Here is a 22,503-nt window from a genome sequence, read left to right as displayed (position 1 = left end):
TGAGTCGGCGAGGCGTGCGGGCTTGCCTCAACGGGCAAAGCCTGCAAAGATGCTCGACCTCCAAGGGCAGACCCACAACCATCCATGACCACACTGTTCGTTAACCGGCTGACGGTTATAGACTTCTCCCTCCTTGATCCCGTCGCCGGCCTGCTGGGCGAAAGCTGGCTGGTGGATATCGAACTGGACGGTTCACTCGATCACCAGGGCATGGTGCTTGACTTCAGCGAAGTGAAAAAGCAGGTTAAACGCTGTATCGACCTGGAGTTTGACCACCGCCTGCTGGTACCGGCCCAATACAGCGGCTGCCAGACCGAAAAGCAGGAGCACCGCTGCGATATCCGTTTTCAACTGACATCGGGTGAAACCCTGCTGCACAGCAGCCCGAATAGTGCCGTAACCCTGATCGAGTCAGAGACGATCAATGAACAGAGCCTGATTCAGGCCATGATGGAAAAGCTGCAGCGGGAGTTGCCCGATAATATTCAGGAGTTGCGTTTAAGGCTCTACGCAGACTCCACTGCAGGCGCCTGGTATCGCTACAGTCATGGACTGAAGCATCACGGGGGAAACTGTCAGCGTATCGCCCACGGCCATCGCTCGCGCATCGTGATCTACCGGAATGGGACACGGGATCAAGCCCTGGAGGCGGATTGGGCCGACCGTTGGAGGGATATCTACATCGCCACCCGCAGCGACCTGCAAGCGACCATACAACGGACCCACCAGACCTTCTACCGATTCGGGTACACGGCCAATCAGGGACTTTTCAGCCTGGAGTTGCCCAGCCAGCGCTGCTATCTGGTGGACAGCGACACCACGGTGGAGAATCTGGCCCAGCATATCGCCGACACCCTGAAACAGGAGCATCCGGAAGCGCATTTTCGGGTTGAAGCATTTGAAGGTGTGGACAAGGGCGCCATCGGCTACAGCTGATGTCGGCCTGCCTGGCTGAAATGGCGGGCCGGCATCACTTTTCCACAGCCTGTCAGCGGTCGAACTCCAGCCGCTGCCCCCGCACCGCATCATTGACCCGGCCACCCCGGTAAGCGACCTGACCATTGACGATGGTGGCGATGATCTTGGATCGCAGCCGCTCACCCTCCATTGGCGACCAGCCGCACTTATAGAGCACATCCCGGCGCTCCACCCGGGTAGGACTGTTCAGGTCAACCAGGGTAAGATCGGCCCAATAGCCTTCCCGCAAATAGCCACGCTCCATGACATTGAACAGGCGCGCCGGTGCGTGGCTGGTCTTCTCCACCAGCTGCTCCAGACTGATCAGTCGGTCATGATAGAGTTCGAACATCATCGGCAGCGCCCACTGCACCAGGGGTAGTCCGGCAGGTGCCTTGAAGTAGCTGTTGAGCTTCTCCTCCAGGGTATGGGGCGCATGATCGGTCGCCACCACATCGATCCGCCCGTCCAGCAGCGCTTTACGCAACGCATTCCGGTCGGATTCGCTCTTTACCGCCGGATTGCACTTGATAAAACTCCCTTTGCGGGCGTAATCGCGGTCATCGAAATAGAGGTGATGGACACAGGCCTCGGCGGTGATCCGCTTGCCATCCGACGGACCAGGCTGGAACAGCTCCATCTCCCGTTCCGTGGTCAGATGCAGCACATGCAGCCGGGCATCATGTTTTTTGGCCAGCTCCACCGCCATGGAGGATGAAAGATAACAGGCCTCGGCACTGCGGATCAGCGGGTGGCACTCGATGGGTACATCCTCGCCGTACTTGTCCCGATAGCTCTCTTCCAGCCGCTGGATGGTCGGCGTATCCTCACAATGGGTAGCAATCAGCACCGGCGCATCCCGGAAGATCGCCTCCAGTGCCGCTTCGTTATTGACCAGCATGTTACCGGTCGAAGCCCCCATGAACACTTTGACCCCACAGGCCTGTTTCGGGTCCAGGGCGACTATCTCATCCAGATTGTCGTTTGTGGCGCCCAGGTAGAAGGCATAATTGGCCAGCGCCCGGTCCGCCGCCAGCGCATATTTGGCCTCCAGTGCCTGCCGATTGGTGGTCTGGGGATTGGTGTTGGGCATATCCATGAAACTGGTGATACCACCCGCCACCGCCGCCCGGGATTCGCTGTACATATCCCCCTTGTGGGTGGCTCCCGGTTCACGAAAATGGACCTGATCATCGATCATACCCGGAATCAGGGTATGACCCTCCGCATCCAGCACCCGGGCCTGTTCCGGTACGGAAATCTCCGGGGCAATCTGTTCAATCCGGCCATTCCGGATTAACAGATCCCCTTCGAGAATCTGCCCATCATTCACCATGGATGCATTTTTAATCAGGATTTGCTCGGCCATTGATTACTCGATCTGTCGGGTTAATGAAAGCTCTGGAGTTCCCGCCAATCCGGAGAGACTAATCGTACTCCCGGTCTTTCCAGAGACGAATGGCGGTAAACACCTCGGCACCGCTGGACAGCTCATGTCCGGCATAGCGTTCAGCAGCCGCCTTCACTTCAGGTACGGACACCCGCAGGAACGGGTTGGTTGCCAACTCTGTCTGCAACGTGGAGGGTACAGTATTCTCCCCCCGGGACAGTTGCGCCTGCGCCTCCTGTTCACGCTCCAGGATAGCGGTACTTTCCGGCTCCACCCACTTGGCGAACCCCAGGTTTTCCAGGGTGTATTCATGGGCACAATAGACCAGCGTGTCCGCCGGCAGCGCCGCGATTCGCTGCAGCGATGCATGCATCTGCTCGTGGGTACCTCCAAAGATACCGCCGCAACCGGCCGAAAACAGGGTGTCACCACAAAACAGCTTACCTTCTCCGTAGTAGGCAATATGGCCTTCGGTATGTCCGGGTATTTCCAACACCGTAAAATCTACATCCAGGCCCGGTATCTGCGGCTGATCACCCTCCTTTAGTTTAACCTTGATCCCCCGTATCGCCTCATGGGTCGGCCCCATAACCGCAATACCCGGAAAAGCAAACTGCAGATCCATCACTCCGCCGGTGTGATCGATATGCTTATGGGTAATCAGGATCGCGCTCAAACGCAAGCCGCGCTCTTCCAACCAGGCAAGCACCGGTGCGCTCTCGCCCGGATCAACGGCAACCGCCGTCTCACTGCCTGGATTGTGCAGCATCCAGATAAAGTTGTCCTTGAATGCCTTGACTGGTGTAACTTCCAACATAGCCTAAATTCCGTCGATTATTTACCGTAAAGCGTTTCCGGATCGATCAGTGGCTCGCTCACTACCTCCACCCGGTCACCACGCACCGCATTGTAGAAACAGCTGCGGCGACCAGTGTGGCAGGCGGGGCCGGTCTGATCCACCAGGAGTAAAATCGTATCGCCATCGCAGTCGAAGCGCATATCCTTCAACTGCTGTATCTGGCCGGACGACTCCCCTTTACGCCAGAACTTCTGACGTGAGCGGGACCAGTAACAGACCCGCCCCGTTTCCAGGGTCTCATCCAACGAAGCCCGGTTCATCCAGGCCATCATCAGCACTTCTCCGGTATCGTGCTGTTGGGCAATCGCCGGTATCAGGCCATCGCTGTTGTACGGGAGCGTATCCAGAACTTGTTTCAAGGGCAGGCTCTCACCCAGCTTGAACTTTTCACTCGCTTTCATTTTCTGATCTCATCGGTTTACCTAGGCTTCGCAGGGAAATCATACCACCGATGAGAGGAATTCCTGTACCCCGCGCCTGCGGAGTGTGATTAATGCCTTATCAGGAACCGGAGTGGTATACTGATAATCGGATTACTTGAGCAGGAATCAAAGCAGTGACCGAATACACAGCAAAGCTAAAAGAGGCCGGACTCAAGGTCACCCTTCCGAGACTTAAAATCCTGGAAATCCTGAGCCAGGGTGAATTGCAACACGCCAGCGCCGAAGACATCTACAAAATATTGCTTCAGCATGATGAGGATATTGGCGTCGCCACCATCTACCGGGTGCTGACCCAGTGTGAACAGGCCGGCCTGGTCAAGCGCCACCAGTTCGAAGGGGGCCGGGCGGTGTTTGAAATCGCTGAAGGCGATCACCATGATCACATCATCTGTGTACGCTGTGGTGTGGTCAGGGAGTTCCATGACGATATCATCGAAGCCAGGCAGAGCGAGGTCGCCAAGCAGGCCGGCTTCGAGATGGCAGAGCACAACATGACCCTCTACGGACTCTGTGAAAAGTGCCGGCAGCTGCCGCCAGAGAAGTAGCTCAGAGAATTACATGCGCATATTCAGAATCACCTTCATCAACCAGGGCAAAGTCTACCAACTCTATGCCGAGTCTGTCGGACAGGCTGATGTGCTGGGCTTTCTGGAGATTCGTAACCTTATCTTTGGCGAGGCCAGCACCCTGGTCATCGACCCCGCCGAAGAGAAGCTGAAAGCGGAATTCAGTGGCGTAAGCCGCACCCTGGTTCCGATGCACGCAGTAATCCGGGTGGACGAGGTGGAAAAACGTGGCCAATGTAAGATCATGGATCTGGACGGCAACGCCAATATCACCCCATTTCCCAATCAGTATCTGCGCCCAGACAAGGGGCCGGGAAGCTAGCGATCAATGATTTATTGAGATTAATCATTGTCGACGGGCCTCACCGACAGTCAATATAAGATAATTATAATGTTCGGTGATTCAAATGAACTCGAAGCACCTATTGATTACTCACTTTCTGCTGTTGGCCGCTTTGTGGTTGCTGGCGGGCTGTTCGCCCGACACTGCCGAGCAGACCGACATCCCGCCCTTGGTTGTTGCCGCCGAACAGGGAGACACAGAGAAGATTAGCGCCCTGCTTTCGGCTCAGACGCCGGTAGACAGCCGGGACAGCTGCCAGTGGACGCCACTGATGAAGGCGGCACTCTACGGACACACCGAGGCGGCCATGCAGTTGATCGAGGCAGGCGCCGACATGAATCTGGTCGACAACGGCGGCTACACCGCGCTGATGCTGGCGGCATCGAACAACCACACCGAGCTGGTCAGGGCGTTGCTGGCGCGGGGCGCCGATCCCGATATACAGGAGGCCACCAAAGGCTGGACGGCACTGATCTGGGCCGCCAAACGGGGCCATCTGGAGAGCGTCAAGGCACTGATCGAGGGGGGTGCCCGCCCCGATCTGGCCGATTTTGCAGGCGAGACCGCCCGTTCTTGGGCGGAACAAAAGCAGCACCTCGAGGTAATTCAACTACTGGACCGTTCATAAGATCGGCGCAGACCATATCCGGGTGGCGCCGACCCGTGACACCTGACAGCCATGGCAAGGGAGACCCATTATGAAGATCAGCAATGACCAGGAATTCAAGGCGGCTTTGAGCAATCTATCTGCAACGCAGCAGCGCCAGCTGGGTGCCCGGTACAGCGAGCGCGTGTCCGGCTCACTGGATAATCCGCGACTGGCGGCGGTGCTGAAGACAGCCCTGGCGCCGGACAGCTCCGAGCAGGAGCTGAAAGACGCCTACAAAGTGGCCAAGTCAATCGCAACCAAAACCTATACCGCCTGCGGCCGGGACGCCGACTGGGGCCTGCAGGCAGAGCATTTCGCCGCTGCCGCCTGCGCCGCAGCCCTGACGCCCGCAGACCAGGCAGGGGAGAACTTCAATGCGGCATGGAAAGCTGCCATACAGGCACGTATGGCCAACAACTGCCTGATGATCGAGAGTGACTCCGGTGAAGTGGAAAACGAGGCCGACAGGCAATACAGGCTTACCGAGGCGTTTCTGGCGGAGTAGCAGCGGCGGCGCAAAACCCCGCTATTGCCGTTGATTATCTGACGCCCCCCAGGTGTATGATCCACCGGGTGAACTTATCCCGGACGGGCGTCTATTCAAGAGAATAGAGCGCCCGCGCAACGAACATCAGGCAGGCCATAATGAGAGACCGATTAAGCGCACTGATTACGGATGCCCTGCATCCGCAACATCTTGAAGTGATAGATGAAACCCATATGCACAATGTGCCCAGGGATGCCCAGTCCCATTTCAAGATCGTGGTGGTCAGCGACCAGTTCGAGGGCTTATCCCTGGTAGCCCGTCACCGCAAGATCAACAGTCTGGCCAAACCCCTCTTTTCCGGCAGTCTGCACGCGCTGGCACTGCACACCATGACACCGGCGGAGTGGGAAGCGCGGGGCGGCTCGTTCCCGAAATCCCCGCCCTGCATGGGCGGATCCAAGTAATATCGGTGCGGAGGCGGTCAGCCGACCGCCCCAACACCAGACCCCGGCTTGCACTTTGCCCGGTTTTTCCTTACTTTCGGTAAACCATAATAAAGAGCGGGGGATGGGTATGACGATCTGTTCAAGAATCAAGGGCTATGCACGCAACCATGAGCGGATTGCCGATCTCTCATCACTCCTGGCCGTCGTCCTGCTGTTTACCACCATCTGGTTCGTCATCGATTACCAGGCCGGCATTTTTCACTGGACCCACGAAAGCGTCCTGCTGCGCGGTCCGGCGGTGATACTCCTGCTGGTGCTGGATGTGTTCCTCATCTTCGTGCTGCTGAACATCGGCTCCACCCGCCTGGAAGGACCTGACGATATCCGGTCCGAGCGCTGCTTCGGCACTTTCCGTGGCCGACGACACGGGGGATCCAGCCTGGGTACGGCACTGCGCAACTGGGTGCACCATATTGAGCAGGTCAACAAAAGCCATCGCTGAACAGGTGCTTCCCCCCAGACCACAATCACCGGCTGCATCCCGGGCCCTGTATCGGCTATTGGTTATCGGGCTGCTGCTGACCCTGGTGACCGGCTGCGCTTCCCTATCCCGGGAGCGATTGGCGGCCAACCTGACCAGCGCCATGCTGAACCAGAACGACCCGGATATTGTGCGCGATGGCGCGCCGGCCTATCTGCTGCTACTGGACAGCATGATCCGTGACACCCCCCGGGACCAGACCCTGTTGATGGCCGGGGCCCGGCTCTATGGCGCCTTCGCCAGCGGATTAATCCGGGAACCGGTGCGGATCAAGCGCCTGACTCAGCGTTCATGGGAGTACGCTCAGCGGGCTTTCTGTCCCCGCTATGGGGCGATATGCGCACAGTCGGATGCCCGCTTCGATCAATTCACCGCCACCATCGACCGTATCGCCCCTGATGACCTGGGCCTGCTCTACGTCTATGCCACCAGTTGGGCCGGCTGGATCGCAGCCCGCAGCGACGACTGGAGTGCCCTGGCGGACCTGCCCAAGGTGGAATACCTGCTGGAACGGGTCGTTGCCCGGGTACCGGATTACGATCATGGCCGGGCCCAACTCTACCTGGCCGTCATGCACTCCCAGTTGCCGCCCTCCATGGGTGGCAAACCGGAAATCGGCAAACAGCACTTCGAGCTGGCAATCGCCTATTCAGACGGACGCGACCTGATGGCCAAGGTGGAGTATGCCCGACGCTATGCCCGACTGGTGTTTGACCAGTCCCTGCATGACCGGCTGCTGACGGAGGTGCTGGCGGCTCCCGCCGAGGCCCCCGACCTGACCCTGAGCAACATCCTGGCAAAACAGCAGGCAGAACAGCTCCTAAAGGATGAGTACTTCTAGTTCTGGTGTGGCAAAATAGGCAGTCAGGATAGACCTATCAATAACAATACCCGGATATCCCATGCCCAAATACCTGCCCATACTGCTGCTTCTGCTGCTCCCCACTCTCCCGACACACGCCACCACCCTGAAGATTGCCACTCTGCTGCCGGACGGCACCAGCTGGATGAACATGCTCAGATCCGGTGCCGAAGAGCTGGAACAGCGCACCGAAGGACGGGTGAAACTGCGCTTTTATCCCGGCGGCGTAATGGGCAACGACAACAGCGTGCTGCGCAAGATCCGGGTCGGGCAGTTGCATGGCGGCGCCCTGACCGCCGGTGGGCTGGCTGCGATCTATCCCGATATCCAGATCTACAGCCTGCCGTTCCTGTTCCGCTCGCTCGACGAGGTGGATTATGTCCGCAAACGGATGGACCCAAGGCTGGTGGCCGGGCTGAAAAAGGCCGGATTTATCAGTTACGGCTTCAGTGAAGGGGGCTTTGCTTACCTGATGTCCCAACTACCGCTGGATAACGTCGATCAGTTGTTACAACGCAAAATATGGAGTCCCGAGGGGGATCAGATCAGTCTCAGTGCGTTCCGCAGTATCGGGGTGTCCCCGGTTCCCCTGCCACTCACCGACGTGCTGACCGGTCTGCAGACCGGGCTGATCGATACGGTCGGCTCCTCCCCGTCCGGTGCTATCGCCCTGCAGTGGCACACCCGTATCAAGCACGTGGCGGATATCCCCCTGATCTATCTCTACGGCACCCTGGTGATCCGGGACAAAGCGTTGAATAAAATCTCCAGCAGCGATCGGCAGATTCTCCGGGAGATCATGGAAGAGCGCTTCCGGCAGATCAACCAGCAGACCCGGATCGACAACCAAGCCGCCCTTAAGGCGCTGAAGAAACAGGGTATCCGGTTCTTCCGCCCCGAAGAGGGAGAGCGCGCAAGCTGGCAGCATCTGATCGACAAAGTGGAGGCCAATCTCAAACGGGAACATCAGCTCGATCCGACGCTGTTCCAGCAGATCCAACAGTTGCTGGCCGATTTCAGGAAGGGCCAGAGATAAACCATGCCGACCCGTCACCTGCTGACCGATCTGCCCCACGTCATCGGGGAGGAACAGACCGATCTTCTGGCCGCCAACCGCCACGCCAGACTGCTGCGCATTGTCAGCCCACCACGCTTCAGATCCGAGCCGTTTCTGCAGCAGGAGGATGAATGGGTAATGGTTCTGCAGGGAGAAGCCACACTGGATCTGGCGGGGCAACCGATACGGCTTGTCGCCGGTGACAGCCTGCTGATCCCGGCCGGCACCCCCCACCAGGTCACCGATACCTCAATCGACCCGCCCTGCACCTGGCTGGCGCTGCACCTGGAGCGCGACATGCCGGACTCCGGAGCAGGACCTTGAGCGCGCGGCTGAAACAGCTGGTTATACGCCTGCGGCAACTGGAAGATCTGCTGCTGGCCCTGCTGCTAACCGCCATGATTCTGCTCGCCACCGGCCAGATTCTGCTGCGCAACCTGTGGGACTACGGCCTTAGCTGGGGAGATCCGACCCTGCGCCTGATGGTACTCTGGGTCACCCTGCTGGGGGCCATGGCGGCCACCCGGGACAACAACCATATCCGCATCGACCTGCTGACCCGCTACCTGCCCGACACCGCCGGCCGTATCGCACGGCGGCTGACGGACGCGTTCACCGCCCTGGTCTGCGCCCTGCTGGCCTGGCATGCGGCGCGCTTCGTCGGCTTTGAATACCAGGACGGCAACCGCTTTCTGGATCTCCTGCCGATCTGGCCGTTTCAGCTGGTGATGCCGATCGGCTTCGGCATCATCGCCCTGCGCCTGCTGCTCTGCAGCCTGGCCCCGCAACCGCCGCAGGAGAAACAATGATCCTGACCGGCCTGCTGTTACTGCTGCTCGCCCTGCTGGGCGCCCCGCTGTTCGGCATTATCGCCGCCAGCGCCATGCTCGGTTTCTACCGCTCCGAAATCGATCTGTCGGTAGTCGCCATCGAGTTCTACCGTATCGCCGAGATGCCGGTGCTGCTGGCGATTCCTCTGTTCACCTTTGCCGGCTATCTGTTGAGTGAAAGCGGCGCTCCCCGCCGCCTGGTGCGCCTGACCCAGGCGCTGCTCGGCTGGATGCCGGGCGGCCTGGCACTGGTCTCCCTGATCGCCTGCGCCCTGTTCACCGCCTTTACCGGGGCATCCGGCGTCACTATCGTGGCACTCGGTGCACTGCTCTATCCCGCCCTCACTCGTTCCGGTTACCCGGACAACTTCAGCCTGGGACTGGTCACCACCTCCGGCAGCCTGGGCCTGCTGTTCGCCCCGGCACTGCCGCTGATTCTGTACGCCGTGATTGCCCAGCAGCTGGGTATTGCCCACAACATCACCGTGGAAGCGATGTTCCTGGCCGGCATTCTGCCCGGACTGCTGATGCTGAGCCTGCTGGCGGGCTGGTCTGTCTTCTCCAACCGATCCCTGCCCCTGACGCCCTTCTCGGCCCGCGAGGCAGTGGCCGCCATGCGGGACGCCATCTGGGAACTGCCATTGCCCCTGGTGGTGCTGGGTGGTATCTACAGCGGCTACTTCGCCATCTCTGAGGCCGCCGCAGTAACCGCCTGTTACGTCCTGCTGGTGGAAGTCGTTATCCTGCGCGAAATCCCCTACGGCAGGCTGCCGCAGGTCATGCGGGAATCCATGGTACTGGTCGGGGGAATACTGCTGATCCTGGGGCTGTCACTGGCCTCCACCAATTACCTGATCGACGCCGGGATACCCAGCCTGCTGTTCGACACGATCCGGGAACTGGTGGACGACAAACTGACCTTCCTGATACTGCTGAATATCTTTCTGCTGATTCTCGGCACCATGCTGGATATCTTTTCCGCCCTGGTGCTGATGGTGCCGTTACTGCTGCCGATCGCCATCGGCTACGGTATCGACCCGGTGCATCTCGGCATCATCTTCCTGGCCAATATGCAGATCGGCTACTTCACCCCACCGGTGGGAATGAACCTGTTCATCGCCAGCTACCGTTTCAAGAAACCGGTATTGCAACTTTACCGGGCCACCCTGCCCTGGTTCCTGATCCTGCTGGCGGCACTGCTGCTCATCACCTACTGGCCCTGGCTCTCCCTCGCCCTGTTGTAGCCACATCGCCACAGTGCACGACTATATCTGCCTGCCAAAATGCAGAAACGAGCCAATTCCAGAACGGCAAAACTGCAGACAAGGTAACGGTCGTCATCCGACCGGCTAGCGCCCCCCTAACAGGGCATCCAGGTGGGCCAGTACGCTGCGGGCCAGGGAACCCAGGTCATAACCCCCCTCCAGGGTGGAGACAATGCGCCCCTCCGCATACTGGTCGGCGACCCCCTTGAGCAAACCGGTCACCCAGTCGTAATCGGCCTCGCGCAATCGCAGGTGGCCCATCTCATCGGCGATATGGGCATCGAAACCGGCTGAAATCATCACCAGTTGGGGCTTGAAATTGTGCAGAGCAGGAATCCAGTGCGCTTCCACCTGCTCACGGAACTCGGCACTGCCGGCCCCCGCCGGCAGTGTGATGTTGACGATATGGTCGGTATCGGTCTCATGGCCGGTGAAGGGGTAGAAGGGGTGTTGAAAACTGGAACAGAACAGCACCCGGGGATCGGTGGCAAAGATGTGCTCGGTACCGTTACCGTGATGCACATCAAAATCGATAATGGCGACCCGATCCAGGCCGTGCTTATCGATCGCATAGGCCGCACCTACCGCCACGTTATTGAGATAGCAGAAACCCATGGCCCGATCCCGCTCTGCATGATGGCCGGGGGGACGAACGGCGCAGAATGCCGCTGTCGCCTCTTTGCTCATCACCAGATCCACACCCATCACCACTGCCCCGGCGGCACGTAGCGCCGCATCCAGGGTTTTCGGCATCATGAAAGTATCACCGTCCAGTTCCAGAATCCCTTCATGGGGCGCATCGGTATAGAGCATTGAGATATAGTCCGGATCGTGCGCCAGCTCCAGATGTTCACGCCTGGCCCGTGGCGCTTCGTACATACTCATGACAAGCTCCATGCCTGTGCTGATCAACTGATCCTGGATGGCGCGGAGGCGTGCTGGCTGCTCAGGATGATCTTGACCAACATCATGCAACAGGCAATCGGGATGCGAAATATAGGCTATAGACAAAACTCAACCCTCAAAAAAATGTAAAATCCCTCTCATACAAATACTCTATTCCTTTCCATCGCAACAGGCAAAAAGAACCATGGGCCCACACCATCTCGACACCCTTTTCTCGCCAAAGAGCATCGCCGTATTCGGTGCCAGCGAAAAATCCGAAAGAATCGGCACCCGGGTGTTTAAAAACCTGCTCCAGGCCGGTTTCAAAGGCGAGCTCTATCCGATCAACCCCAGCCACAAGTCGGTTCAGGGGCATGCCTGCTACAAGAAGATTGGCGATATTGAGCTGCCGGTAGACCTGGCGGTAATCACTTCACCCGCGAAGACTGTACCGGGCATCATCCGTGAGTGCGGGGAACAGGGCGTACGCGCCGCAGTGATCCTGACGCCGGGATTCCGTGAAACCGGCCCCGCCGGGGCGAGGATCGAGCGATCCATACTGGAGACCGCCAAACACTACAATCTGCGCCTGGTGGGTCCCAACTGTCTGGGGCTGATGCGTCCCAGCGTCGGGCTAGACGCCACTTTTCGGGAAACCCCCGCTCCAGCCGGCGGCCTGGCCCTGGTATCACAGTCCGGCGCGCTCTGCACCGCGATTCTGGACTGGGCCAAGCCGCATCAGCTCGGTTTTTCCACCGTGGTCTCCCTGGGCAATGCCATCGATATCGATTTTGGCGATGTGCTGGACTACCTCGCGTCTGACTACAAAACATCCGCCATCCTGCTCTACATCGAAGGTATTCATGACGCCCGCGCCTTCATGAGTGGATTGCGTACGGCCGCCCGGGCAAAACCGGTAATTGTGTTGAAGGTGGGGCGGCACGCCAAAGGCTCCCAAGCGGCCAGCACCCATACCGGCGCTATGATCGGCTCTGATGATGTGTTTGATGCCGCCCTGGAACGGGCCGGTGTGGTGCGGGCCATGACCTTCGGCCAGCTGTTTGCCGCGGCGGAAATACTATCGGCGGGGAAAAAAGTCAACGGCAACCGGTTGGCCATCATCACCAACGGCGGCGGGCCTGGTGTATTGGCTACCGACCGGGCTGAAGACCTGCGGGTCGAGGTCGCCCAGTTGAGTGACGAGACCATTGTGAATCTGGACAAACATCTGCCCGGCAACTGGTCTCACGGTAACCCGATCGACATCACCGGCGATGCCAGCGCCGAGGCTTATGGTGAAGCGGTCAAGGCTTGCCTGAAGGACCCTGGTGTGGACGGCATACTGACCCTGTTCACCCCGCTCCCCATGAGCAATCCGCTTGATTCCGCCCAGGCGGTGATTGAGGCCGCCAAGAACAGAAAGGGCAAACCGGTGCTGGCCTGCTGGATGGGTGAAACCCGTATCCGGGAAGCCCGGGAACGGCTTTCAGCTAACCACCTGCCCAGCTTCATCACCCCGGAACGGGCGGTGGAGGCATTTGCCTATCTCTCCCGTCACTGCCGGAACCAGAAGCTGCTGCTGCAGACGCCAGGGCCGATTTCAGACGAACGGGAACCGGATGTGGAAGGGGTCCGGCTGATCATGGAAGCCGCATTGGCTGAAGGTCGGGAAATACTCACCGATCTGGAGTCGAAAGCGATCCTGCGCGCTTTCCATATCCCCTGTACCCAGACCATCGAAGCCAACTCACCGACCCAGGCACTGGTGGCAGCGGAGACGGTCGGCTTTCCGGTCGCCATGAAGATCAACTCCCCGGACGTGAGCCACAAATCGGATGTGGGGGGTGTACGGCTGAATATCACCAGTGCGCCGGACGTACACAGCGCCTACAAATCCCTGGTGGAATCGGTACATAAACGCCACCCCGAGTTGAACATTCTGGGCGTAACGGTAGAACCCATGTCATCCAACCTGAATACCCGCGAGCTGATGGTGGGGGTGAAGCGTGATCCGGTCTTCGGCCCGGTCATCGCCTTCGGCTCCGGCGGCACGGCGGTGGAGATACTGCGTGACAGCGCCGTTGCCCTGCCGCCACTGAACAGCCTGCTGGCCCAGCGCCTGATCGCACGCACCCGGGCCGCCAAGCTGCTGGAACCGTTCCGCCAGATGTCCGCTGTCAACCCGGAACATGTGGAGCATATCCTGTTACGGGTATCCGACATGGTGTGCGAACTCCCCCATATCGTGGAGATGGACCTCAATCCCCTGCTGGCGGACGAGAATGGGGTGGTGGCGGCGGATGTCCGTATCCGGGTGGGTCGCCCCCCCACGGCCCCGATCCCCTACGCCCACATGGCCATCCACCCCTACCCTTCCGAGCTGGTCTCGCGCTTTCTGCTGTCGGACGGCACCGCACTGACCATACGGCCGATCCGACCGGAGGATGCGGATACGGAGCAGGAGTTCGTGCGTAACATGTCACCCGAAGCGAAATATTTCCGCTTCATGCAGACCATTGACGAACTGACACCAGAGATGCTGGCACGCTTCACCCAGCCCGATTACGACCGGGAGATGGCGCTGATCGCGGTAATTAACGAGAACGGCAAACGCACCCAGTTGGGTGTGGCGCGCTACACCGTCAATCCTGACAGCCAATCCTGCGAATTTGCCCTGGCGGTACTGGATACCAAGCGGCGCATGGGTATCGGCTCAAAACTGATGGAGGCGTTAATGGAGGCGGCCCGCACCCGGGGCATCCGCATGATCGAAGGGGAGGTGCTGTCGGACAACAACCGCATGCTCTCCCTGATGCGCCGACTCGGCTTCGCTATCCGCAATTCTCCAGAGGACACCGGCATACGGATAGTGGAACGCTGGTTGTAGCAAAAGCAGCGGGAATTGAACCGTGCCAGAACAAAAAACCCCAGCCGGGTGGCTGGGGTTTTCCCATGGATGGATCGGCCAGCTGGTTCAGCTGGGCTGATTCACACCTCTATGGCGTGTTTCTGGATGCGGTAGAGCAGGGTATCCCGGGTCAAACCCAGCAGACGCGCCGCCTTGCTGCGGTTACCGCCACTCATGCAGATCGCCTGCCGGATAATATCCCCTTCCAGTTCAAACAGGTCGACGCCCTCCTCCGGCAACGAAAACAGCCCCCGATTGGTTGCAGTAGCCGAGTCGCGGCGCATCTCCAACGGCATATCATCCGGCTGAACGATCGCCCCTGGCAGCAGAATCACCATACGTTCACAGAAATTACGCAACTCACGCACATTACCGGGCCAGCGGTACTGCTTGACCAGATTGCGCGCGGTAACCGAGTAACGCGGAGCCTTGCGGCCATGCCGCCGCGCCAGATCGGTGGTGAACTGTTTCAGCAGCAGTACAATATCATCAGCCCGTTCGCGCAGTGGCGGTAACGCCAGCGGCACTACATGCAACCGGTAGTAGAGATCTTCCCGGAATTCACCCGACATCTGCAACGCCAGCAGATCGGCGCCTGTAGAGGCCAGCACCCTGACATCCGGATAGCCGGTGTGGCGAGCCTCAACCGATTCAAGAAAGTGCAGCAGCTTGGCCTGCGCCTCTGCCGACAGGTCCGCCACCTCATCCATATAGAGGGTGGAACCACTGGGAGTCGCCATCAGTTCCGCTTCCAGCTGACGCTCATCGATGCCGGCACAGCCGATCATCCGGAATTCGCCATTGGAGCGTCGACTGGTGGCGTGGATCTCATGGGCCATAGACGCCTTCCCCGACCCTGGTTCCCCGGTAATCAGCACAGGCGCATCGGTTCCCGCCACCATACGGGCAGCATTTAACGCCCGACTGAATACGGGCGAGCTGCCATACATTTTCTCTGCAACACTGTTCATAACGGTATCACTCACTATTGAATGTTTGTCTGTTGATAGGTGGTCATATCCAGCAAACCCGGGTACCAGAGCGTCAACAGACCCATCACTATAATAATCAACCCCACTGCCACCTTCAAATAGGAATTCTGTGCGTAGCGGTATAGCCGCCCCGCCAACATACCGGTCGCCAGCACCGAAGGCAGGGTACCCAGGCCGAATGCTGCCATATACAGAGCCCCATCCAGCGGGCCGACCTTGGTTGCGGTGGAGATCAACATAGTGTAGACCAAACCGCAAGGCAGCCAGCCCCAGACCGCCCCATAGGCCAGGGCCTGAAGCACCGATTCAACCGGCATCATTCGCCGGCCCAGCGGCTCAAGCAAGCGCCACAGCGGGGCACCAATCCGTTCCACCTGGGCCAGACGCGGTAGCCAACCTGCCACATGGAGGCCGATCAGCACCATGATCAGCGCCGCAAACCACTGCAGCCAACGATGTCCCTGCCCGGGGCCAAGTGCCTCCAGCAGCGCGCTCCCCAGTAAGCCGATCAGGGCACCGGCAACGGCGTAACTCAATATCCGCCCACAGTTGTAGGCCAACAAAAACAGCAGAAATCGCGTACTGTTCTGACGTAGCGCCGGCGGCAAGCCGTAGCTCAACGCCCCCATAATACCGCCACACATACCGATGCAGTGCACCGCACTAAACAGCCCGACAGTAAACGCCAGTGGCAATGACAGGTCCAATTATATTCCACCATCTGTATTCAGGCCGCAGGAATGAAACACAGCCTGCGCATCCAACCGATGTGATGACCCGTCAGCGCCATCACCTGCATGGTAACTCTTCTTCCCGTTATCATATGCCATTCTATCCCGACATGTATTGATCAATAACAATTGGCGACATTTTGCCAGCAGCCCCACTACTGCAGCACTGCTGAAAGATTGCTAAAGTGCGCAGGTCGCCTATGCACAGGAATAACCATGAAAGAGCTGCATGACCTTGAACTGATTCTGACCTCCCACACTCCGGTGATCGTGATCGAATCCCTGGAGGAGGTCAGGGTGACCCAGATGCTGGCCCAGCTCGGCCTGCGCATGGATCATCCGATGTACCAGTGGACCGTCACCGAGGGTCTCAGACGACTGGAGGCGGATTTCGGCGCCCAGAAATTCACCGCAGAGCCGCGAGAAGTACTCAAGCACATCAAGGCGCTGTCCCAGCCCGGCTATTTCCTGCTGCTGGATTTCCACCCGTTCCTGGACGACCCGATCCATGTGCGCCTGATCAAGGAGATTGCCCAGGAGTATGAACAGATCGGCAAGACCCTGATCTTCCTCAGCCACGATATCTCCATTCCGCCGGAGATCAGACACCTGACCGCCCGCTTCAATCTGCGCCTGCCCGATCGCGCCACGATCAAGCGATTAATCAAGGAAGAGGCGCGGCGTTGGCAGTCACAGAATCGTCGCAAGGTGCAGGCCGATCAGCTGGCGGTGGATCGCCTGGCCTCCAATCTCACGGGAGTGACCGCCACTGACGCCCGCCGGCTGATCCGCTCCGCGATTGAAAACGACGGCGCTATCAGCCAGGAAGATCTGCCCGGCCTGATGAAGAGCAAATACGAACTGATCAACCAGGACGGCGTGATCGCCTTTGAATATGACACCGCCAGCTTTGCGGAAGTGGCCGGCCTGGCCAATCTGAAGGAGTGGCTGAGCCATCGCCACCGCGCTTTTGCCGGCAAGGCCAGCAGCCTGGACCAGCCCCGCGGCATCATGTTGCTGGGTGTCCAGGGGGGCGGCAAGAGCCTGGCCGCCAAAGCAGTTGCCGGCACCTTTGGCGTCCCCCTGTTGCGGATCGACTTCGGGGCGCTCTACAACAAGTACATTGGTGAAACCGAAAAGAATCTCCGAAATGCCCTGGAGATCGCCGAGAGCATGGCCCCCTGCGTGCTCTGGATGGATGAGATCGAGAAAGGCGTCTCCGCCGGTCAGTCGGATGACGGCGTCTCATTGCGCATTCTCGGCACCCTGCTCACCTGGATGGCGGAAAAAAGGCAATCGGTATTCCTCGTGGCCACCGCCAACGACGTCCAGCGCCTGCCTCCCGAACTGCTGCGCAAGGGCAGATTGGATGAGATCTTCTTTGTAGATCTACCCAGCGAGACGACACGTCGCAAGATCTTTGATATCCACCTGCGCCGCCGCAACCAGGCGCCGAGTGGCTTTGACCTGACTTTACTGGGCAGCGCCAGCGAAGGTTTTACCGGTGCCGAGATCGAGCAGGTTATCGTCTCCGCCCTCTATGCCGCCCAGGCGCAGGAGAGCAAACTGGATACTGAACATCTGCTGGAGGAGATAGAACGGACCCGTCCGCTCTCGGTGGTGATGGGGGAAAAGATCGCCCAGCTCCGGGAATGGGCAGCAAACCGCACCGTAGCGGCAGACTGATGCCCACAAACCGGCTACCATAATCCACCCGATGAAGTCGCAACCAAAGTTATCCTGCTAATCATGTCGCCTACTCACCCCCTCGGGCAGCTCAGTGCCCTGCAACAGCTGATGACCCAACTGATCGAACCGCTCAGCGAACAGCAGTGCCGGTGCAGCCATCCACCCTCACAGCCCCCCCTGCTCTGGTACTACGGTCGCGCCGCCTACCTGGAAACCTGGTGGTTACGAGATCAGGTTCAGGGAGAGAGTGACCTTACCGACCGGGTAGCGGAGATATTCAGCCCCGGCGCACTGCCGCCGGAAGTTCAGTGGGAGCGCCTGCCCCCCAAGGATCACCTGATGAACTGGGCGTTGGAGCTGCAGGAAGAGAACCTGATGCGGCTGGCTAACAGGGACCGACTGCCGCGCCACCCCCTGTTGGCGGACAACCGGTTGGTACTGCTGATCAACCAGGCCCGGGCCCTGCTCTACGAGCAGATGCTGCAGTGCCTGCTGGAACAACGGCTGCAAATGGCGGAACCCTATCGGGTAGGGCGACCACTGACCGCCCAAGCCCCGTCGACCGAACTGGTCGGCATCTCCCAGGGCCACTACCGGGTCGGCGCCAAGGATGACCCAGCCGCCCGGGACAATGAGCTGCCTCCCCAGATCGTCAACCTGAGCAACTTCCGTATCGACCGGCAGCCGGTGAGCAACGCGGCCTGGCTCGCCTTCATGGAAGCCGGTGGCTACACCACCCGGGACTACTGGAGCGAAGATGGCTGGGAATGGCGCCAGGAGAGGGAGGAACACCCCTACCACTGGCGCCGTGACGACCAGGGCGCCTGGTATGGCGTTAGCCTGAACGGCCCGGCCGATCTGCCGGCCACTGACCCAGTGATGGGTATCTCGCAACATGAAGCCCGGGCCTATGCCTGCTGGGTCGCCTCCCTGGGCGGCGAGCTGAGTGGCGCGGTACTGCAACATGAATACCAGTGGGAAGTGGCGATGCGCACCCAGGCACTGCAACCAACCTGTCGTGTCTGGGAGTGGTGTGCCAACCGTTTTGAGCCCTACGATAAGTTCCAGCCTGATCCAGCCCCGGACGCAGGTCCGGGGCAATTCTCCCAGGACCACGCTGTGCTGCGGGGTGGCTGCCTGCACAGTCAACCGGCGGTTCGTCGAATCAGTTTCAGACACCATGCAGCCCCGGAATCCCAAACCCTGTTCGCCGGCACCCGGCTGGTCTATCCGCCACAGGAGTCGTGAACCGATGTTCAATTACGATATGCCGCTCTACCGCCCGCCCAGCGAGGGCAACAACCTGATTATCCAGGCCACCCTGGGGTGTCACTTCAACCAGTGTTCGTTCTGCTCCATGTACAAGCAGAAGCAGTACACTGTGCGACCACTGGAGACGGTGTTTAACGAGATAGCCCAGGCCGCCCAGGCCTGGCCGGACGCCCAGCGGGTGTTCCTGGCCGATGGGGACGCCCTGACCCTGCCCAGCGATCATCTGCTGGCCATCCTGGAGCGACTGAATGACACCTTCCCCCGATTAAACCGGGTCTCCTGCTATGCCAATCCGAGCGATATCCTGCGCAAGACGGAGAGCGAGCTGGCACAGCTGCGACAACATAAACTCAACCTGCTCTATGTGGGTATCGAATCCGGTTCCGGCACCATTTTAAAAAAGATCACCAAGGGGGCGAGCCCGCGCAGTATCCGGGCCGCCCTGCAGAAGGCCCACGACTGCCGACTGAAGGTTTCCGCCACCGTCATTCTCGGCCTGGGGGGTGAGACACGCTCGGACGAGCACATCCGGGGCACTATAGAGCTGCTGAACCAGACGCCGGTCACCTACTTGTCAACGCTACAGCTGTTTCTGGAACCCGATGTACAGCAGGAGTTTCTGGAAAAGTTTGACGAACCCTTCATTCCCCAGGATGACCAGGCCCTGTTGCGGGAACAGCGTCAGTTAGTGGCTGGCATTGAACCGCCCAAACCGGTAATTTTCCGTTCCAACCACGCCTCCAACGCCCTGGCCCTGGCGGGCAACCTGCCCAAGGACCGGGAACGGTTGCTGGACAGTATCGATCGGGCCATCCTCCATGGTGAGCAGCTCCGTCCCCGGTTTCTGCGCAGCTTGTAGCGGCAGTTGACCAGCTAAACAGGATGTTCGAGCCGAATTGATGGTATGACAGGGTCACCCACTTCAGGCGTCCCTGTCATACCGGGTAGCATTATTCCGGCTTACCTTGTTCCAAGGCCTTGGGCGCCTCGAAGGAGAGCAGTTCAACTTCAAAGATCAGGGTTTCATTGGGTCCGATGGCACCAGGAGCACCCACTTCGCCATAACCCAGGTTGGAGGGAATAAACAGTTTCCACTTGGCACCCGGCTTCATCTGGCTGATACCTTCCCGGAATCCGGGAATCACACCATCCAGAGAAAAACTGGTGGGCTCCCCACGGTCATAGGAGCTATCGAACTGTTTCCCGGAAATCAGCGTGCCGCGGTAATGCACCGTGACGGTTGCCCCTGCCATGGGCTTTTCACCCTCACCCGCCTTCAGGATCTGATACTGCAGCCCACTGGGCAACACCACGACACCGTCCTGCTTGCTGTTTTCCGCCAGGAATTTTTCTCCCGCATCCTTAGCTGCGATGGCCTCTTGTGCCTTGGCCTTAGCCATCTCTTCCTTGGTCTGACTGAATGCTTCGGACATCTCCTTGGAACTCAGCTTCGGGGTCCTGCCTTCCAGCACGTCATCCAGCGCAGCACCGAAGGCGCTGCCATCGACGGTCACACCCTGCTGCTTCAGCTGCTGGGCAAATTGAAAGCCCAGCGCATAACTGAACTTCTGCTCCAGGCTGGTCAGTTCAGCCGCCTGGACAGAAAAGGCAGCGGCTCCCAGGACCGCCGAAACAATAATGGGTTTTATGAACAGAGACATTGATCTTCCTTTGTGTGGTTAAAATGAGCCCGCAGGGCCTGTCGGATACAACCGGACATCACAGAACAACCACCTGCGATGCGTCAATCTATTGCAAAAAGTCACTTTATTGACTATTTTATCTTTTACTAAGCGGAGACAGTGCACTCAATCCGGAACCCCATATGGCTATCAACCCGATTTCGGATACCGCCCTCCAGGGCATACAACGCGGCATGCGCCAGATGCGTCGCAACGCGGCCAGTATTGCCAGTGCCAGCCAAATGACCGCCAAGACACCCACCAAGGATGCCGTTCGCGCACTGGTGGAACTCCACCAGAGCAGCCTGCAGACCAGCGCCTCGGTGAAGGCATTCAAGACCAGCGACACCCTGGTCGGCTCCCTGCTTGATGTAAAGGCCTGAAGTCATTAATCGTCAATAAAGCGCATCGACAGGTCGACCGCCTTCACATCCTTGGTCAGGGCGCCGACGGAGATATCATCCACGCCGGTTTCGGCAATACCGCGAATCGTCCCCAGGGTGACACCTCCTGACGCCTCAAGCCGGGCCCGCCCCTGGACCCGTTTCACCGCCTGACGCAACGACTCGAGACTGAAGTTATCCAGCAGAATCCGCCGGGCGCCGGCGTCCAGAGCCTCATCCAACTCATCGAGCGACTCCACTTCCACTTCGATCTCAATATCCGCCGCCTGCTGCTGGGCCGCCTTGATCGCCGCCCGGATGGATCCGGCCGCCTTGATATGGTTCTCCTTGATTAAAATCGCGTCGAACAGGCCGATTCGGTGATTATGTCCACCGCCGCAGGTAACGGCGTATTTCTGTTGCAGCCGCAACCCGGGCACTGTCTTGCGAGTATCCAGGATACGCACCCCGGTACCGGCTACCGCATCGACATAGCGTTTTGTCAGAGTAGCCGTTCCGGAGAGGGTCTGAAGATAGTTCAACGCCGTCCGTTCGCCGGACAGCAGGGCGCGGGTATTGCCACTCAGCTCGCAGACCAACTGATCAGCCGCTATGTCACTGCCATCCCGGCAATGCCACTGGATGGCTATGGCCGGATCCAGCTGGTGAAACACCGCCTCAAACCAGGCGGTACCACAGATCACGGCCGCCTCCCGGCAGATCACCCTGACCCGGGAGCTGGCATCGGCCGGAATCAAACCGGCGGTGCGATCCCCTGAGCCGAGATCCTCCGCCAGCGCCAGACTCACCTGCGCCCGAATATCATCCCGATTCGGTAGTGCCAACTCAGCCGATCTCCAGCAGCTCGACCTCGAATACCAAGGTTGCATTGGGCGGAATCACACCACCGGCACCCGTTGCCCCGTAACCAAGCTGAGGCGGTATAGTGAGCTTGCGCTTGCCACCGACCTTCATCCCCTGGACACCCTCATCCCAGCCGCGGATCACCCGGCCGGCACCCAGAACAAAGGAGAACGGATCATTGCGATCCAGACTGGAATCAAACTTGCGGCCGTCGGTCAGCCAACCGGTATAGTGCACCACAACCCGCTGGCCAGCGGTGGCGTCCGCGCCTTCCCCTTCGATCAAATCGTCATATTTGAGACCGGAGTCGGTCATCTTTTCCGCCATCGCAGTGTCCTCGAAGTTGTTATCAATCCGGATAAAAAAACAGCTATTGTATATGCCGGCAGAGCCGACCACCAG

26 protein-coding genes are annotated in these 22,503 nt (G+C 59.3%); 17 read left to right on the top strand and 9 right to left on the bottom strand.

Annotated features, from left to right (window positions below; genetic code table 11):
- Positions 1-84 precede the first annotated feature (84 nt).
- Complete coding sequence (locus tag AAY24_RS15020) at positions 85-936, top strand: 6-carboxytetrahydropterin synthase (RefSeq protein WP_046860369.1); 852 nt, start codon at positions 85-87, stop codon at positions 934-936.
- Between the two features lie 52 nt (positions 937-988).
- Here the strand turns inward: AAY24_RS15020 and AAY24_RS15015 are convergent, their stop codons facing one another.
- From AAY24_RS15015 to hisI, 3 genes are read right to left on the bottom strand one after another with little or no spacing between them, the layout of a single operon-like run.
- Entirely contained in the window at positions 989-2,326 is a 1,338-nt protein-coding gene (locus AAY24_RS15015) for a dihydroorotase (RefSeq protein ID WP_046860368.1), read from the bottom strand.
- Between the two features lie 58 nt (positions 2,327-2,384).
- A complete protein-coding gene (gene gloB / locus AAY24_RS15010; protein ID WP_046860367.1) occupies positions 2,385-3,164 on the bottom strand; it encodes a hydroxyacylglutathione hydrolase in 780 nt (259 codons plus the stop codon).
- A 17-nt stretch (positions 3,165-3,181) separates the two neighbouring features.
- Positions 3,182-3,607: a phosphoribosyl-AMP cyclohydrolase gene (gene hisI, locus AAY24_RS15005; RefSeq protein ID WP_046860366.1), complete on the bottom strand. Its 426-nt coding sequence runs from the start codon at positions 3,605-3,607 to the stop codon at positions 3,182-3,184.
- Between the two features lie 155 nt (positions 3,608-3,762).
- Here hisI and fur point away from each other — a divergent pair, with 155 nt between their 5' ends.
- From fur to AAY24_RS14950, 11 genes are all read left to right on the top strand, one after another.
- Positions 3,763-4,194, top strand: a complete 432-nt coding sequence (fur, locus tag AAY24_RS15000) for a ferric iron uptake transcriptional regulator (RefSeq protein ID WP_046860365.1) — start codon at positions 3,763-3,765, stop codon at positions 4,192-4,194.
- A 13-nt stretch (positions 4,195-4,207) separates the two neighbouring features.
- Positions 4,208-4,537: a DUF1820 family protein gene (locus tag AAY24_RS14995; RefSeq protein WP_046860364.1), complete on the top strand. Its 330-nt coding sequence runs from the start codon at positions 4,208-4,210 to the stop codon at positions 4,535-4,537.
- Between the two features lie 85 nt (positions 4,538-4,622).
- Positions 4,623-5,186, top strand: a complete 564-nt coding sequence (locus tag AAY24_RS14990; RefSeq protein ID WP_046860363.1) for an ankyrin repeat domain-containing protein — start codon at positions 4,623-4,625, stop codon at positions 5,184-5,186.
- 70 nt (positions 5,187-5,256) lie between these two features.
- Positions 5,257-5,712, top strand: a complete 456-nt coding sequence (locus tag AAY24_RS14985) for a hypothetical protein (protein WP_046860362.1) — start codon at positions 5,257-5,259, stop codon at positions 5,710-5,712.
- Positions 5,713-5,852: 140 nt separating this feature from the next.
- Positions 5,853-6,158, top strand: a complete 306-nt coding sequence (locus AAY24_RS14980) for a BolA family protein (protein ID WP_052761266.1) — start codon at positions 5,853-5,855, stop codon at positions 6,156-6,158.
- 109 nt (positions 6,159-6,267) lie between these two features.
- Positions 6,268-6,642, top strand: coding sequence for a hypothetical protein (locus tag AAY24_RS14975; protein ID WP_046860360.1), 375 nt, complete (start codon positions 6,268-6,270; stop codon positions 6,640-6,642).
- Complete coding sequence (locus tag AAY24_RS14970) at positions 6,614-7,522, top strand: TRAP transporter TatT component family protein (protein WP_234422184.1); 909 nt, start codon at positions 6,614-6,616, stop codon at positions 7,520-7,522. The genes AAY24_RS14975 and AAY24_RS14970 overlap by 29 nt, the downstream gene beginning before the upstream one ends.
- Before the next feature lie 61 nt (positions 7,523-7,583).
- On the top strand, positions 7,584-8,579 hold the full coding sequence (locus AAY24_RS14965; RefSeq protein ID WP_046860359.1) for a TRAP transporter substrate-binding protein: 996 nt from the start codon (positions 7,584-7,586) through the stop codon (positions 8,577-8,579).
- A gap of 3 nt (positions 8,580-8,582) precedes the next feature.
- Positions 8,583-8,924 carry a cupin domain-containing protein gene (locus AAY24_RS14960; protein WP_046860358.1) on the top strand — a complete coding sequence of 114 codons (342 nt, stop codon included), beginning with the start codon at positions 8,583-8,585 and terminating at the stop codon, positions 8,922-8,924.
- A complete protein-coding gene (locus AAY24_RS14955) occupies positions 8,921-9,409 on the top strand; it encodes a TRAP transporter small permease (RefSeq protein WP_052761265.1) in 489 nt (162 codons plus the stop codon). The genes AAY24_RS14960 and AAY24_RS14955 overlap by 4 nt, the downstream gene beginning before the upstream one ends.
- Positions 9,406-10,674 carry a TRAP transporter large permease gene (locus tag AAY24_RS14950; protein ID WP_046860357.1) on the top strand — a complete coding sequence of 423 codons (1,269 nt, stop codon included), beginning with the start codon at positions 9,406-9,408 and terminating at the stop codon, positions 10,672-10,674. The genes AAY24_RS14955 and AAY24_RS14950 overlap by 4 nt, the downstream gene beginning before the upstream one ends.
- Positions 10,675-10,779: 105 nt before the next feature.
- On the opposite strand, the gene AAY24_RS14945 is transcribed toward AAY24_RS14950, so the two are convergent.
- Positions 10,780-11,670, bottom strand: a complete 891-nt coding sequence (locus AAY24_RS14945) for a histone deacetylase family protein (RefSeq protein ID WP_335337249.1) — start codon at positions 11,668-11,670, stop codon at positions 10,780-10,782.
- Positions 11,671-11,785: 115 nt separating this feature from the next.
- Here AAY24_RS14945 and AAY24_RS14940 point away from each other — a divergent pair, with 115 nt between their 5' ends.
- A complete protein-coding gene (locus AAY24_RS14940; protein WP_046860355.1) occupies positions 11,786-14,467 on the top strand; it encodes a bifunctional acetate--CoA ligase family protein/GNAT family N-acetyltransferase in 2,682 nt (893 codons plus the stop codon).
- 101 nt (positions 14,468-14,568) lie between these two features.
- On the opposite strand, the gene AAY24_RS14935 is transcribed toward AAY24_RS14940, so the two are convergent.
- Both AAY24_RS14935 and AAY24_RS14930 read right to left on the bottom strand, forming a co-directional pair.
- A complete protein-coding gene (locus tag AAY24_RS14935) occupies positions 14,569-15,459 on the bottom strand; it encodes a sigma 54-interacting transcriptional regulator (RefSeq protein ID WP_046861354.1) in 891 nt (296 codons plus the stop codon).
- Between the two features lie 14 nt (positions 15,460-15,473).
- Positions 15,474-16,187, bottom strand: a complete 714-nt coding sequence (locus tag AAY24_RS14930; protein WP_046860354.1) for a sulfite exporter TauE/SafE family protein — start codon at positions 16,185-16,187, stop codon at positions 15,474-15,476.
- 240 nt (positions 16,188-16,427) lie between these two features.
- Here AAY24_RS14930 and AAY24_RS14925 point away from each other — a divergent pair, with 240 nt between their 5' ends.
- From AAY24_RS14925 to AAY24_RS14915, 3 genes are all read left to right on the top strand, one after another.
- Positions 16,428-17,897, top strand: coding sequence for an AAA family ATPase (locus tag AAY24_RS14925; RefSeq protein ID WP_046860353.1), 1,470 nt, complete (start codon positions 16,428-16,430; stop codon positions 17,895-17,897).
- A gap of 63 nt (positions 17,898-17,960) precedes the next feature.
- Complete coding sequence (locus AAY24_RS14920; RefSeq protein ID WP_082117171.1) at positions 17,961-19,148, top strand: SUMF1/EgtB/PvdO family nonheme iron enzyme; 1,188 nt, start codon at positions 17,961-17,963, stop codon at positions 19,146-19,148.
- A gap of 4 nt (positions 19,149-19,152) precedes the next feature.
- Positions 19,153-20,031: a radical SAM protein gene (locus AAY24_RS14915; protein WP_046860351.1), complete on the top strand. Its 879-nt coding sequence runs from the start codon at positions 19,153-19,155 to the stop codon at positions 20,029-20,031.
- Between the two features lie 91 nt (positions 20,032-20,122).
- On the opposite strand, the gene AAY24_RS14910 is transcribed toward AAY24_RS14915, so the two are convergent.
- Complete coding sequence (locus AAY24_RS14910; RefSeq protein WP_082117170.1) at positions 20,123-20,833, bottom strand: FKBP-type peptidyl-prolyl cis-trans isomerase; 711 nt, start codon at positions 20,831-20,833, stop codon at positions 20,123-20,125.
- A gap of 164 nt (positions 20,834-20,997) precedes the next feature.
- Here AAY24_RS14910 and AAY24_RS14905 point away from each other — a divergent pair, with 164 nt between their 5' ends.
- The gene (locus AAY24_RS14905; RefSeq protein ID WP_046860350.1) at positions 20,998-21,237 is read left to right on the top strand and encodes a hypothetical protein; all 240 of its coding nucleotides are present in this window, start codon (positions 20,998-21,000) and stop codon (positions 21,235-21,237) included.
- 5 nt (positions 21,238-21,242) lie between these two features.
- Here the strand turns inward: AAY24_RS14905 and nadC are convergent, their stop codons facing one another.
- The gene (gene nadC / locus AAY24_RS14900; protein ID WP_418064570.1) at positions 21,243-22,082 is read right to left on the bottom strand and encodes a carboxylating nicotinate-nucleotide diphosphorylase; all 840 of its coding nucleotides are present in this window, start codon (positions 22,080-22,082) and stop codon (positions 21,243-21,245) included.
- Position 22,083: 1 nt separating this feature from the next.
- Positions 22,084-22,428, bottom strand: a complete 345-nt coding sequence (locus AAY24_RS14895; RefSeq protein ID WP_046861352.1) for an FKBP-type peptidyl-prolyl cis-trans isomerase — start codon at positions 22,426-22,428, stop codon at positions 22,084-22,086.
- Positions 22,429-22,503 lie beyond the last annotated feature (75 nt).

This window comes from Sedimenticola thiotaurini (assembly GCF_001007875.1).
Classification (GTDB): Bacteria; Pseudomonadota; Gammaproteobacteria; order Chromatiales; family Chromatiaceae; genus Sedimenticola; species Sedimenticola thiotaurini.
The sequence above is the reverse complement of the archived record's forward strand: the minus strand, read 5'-3'. Positions and strand labels throughout refer to the sequence as shown.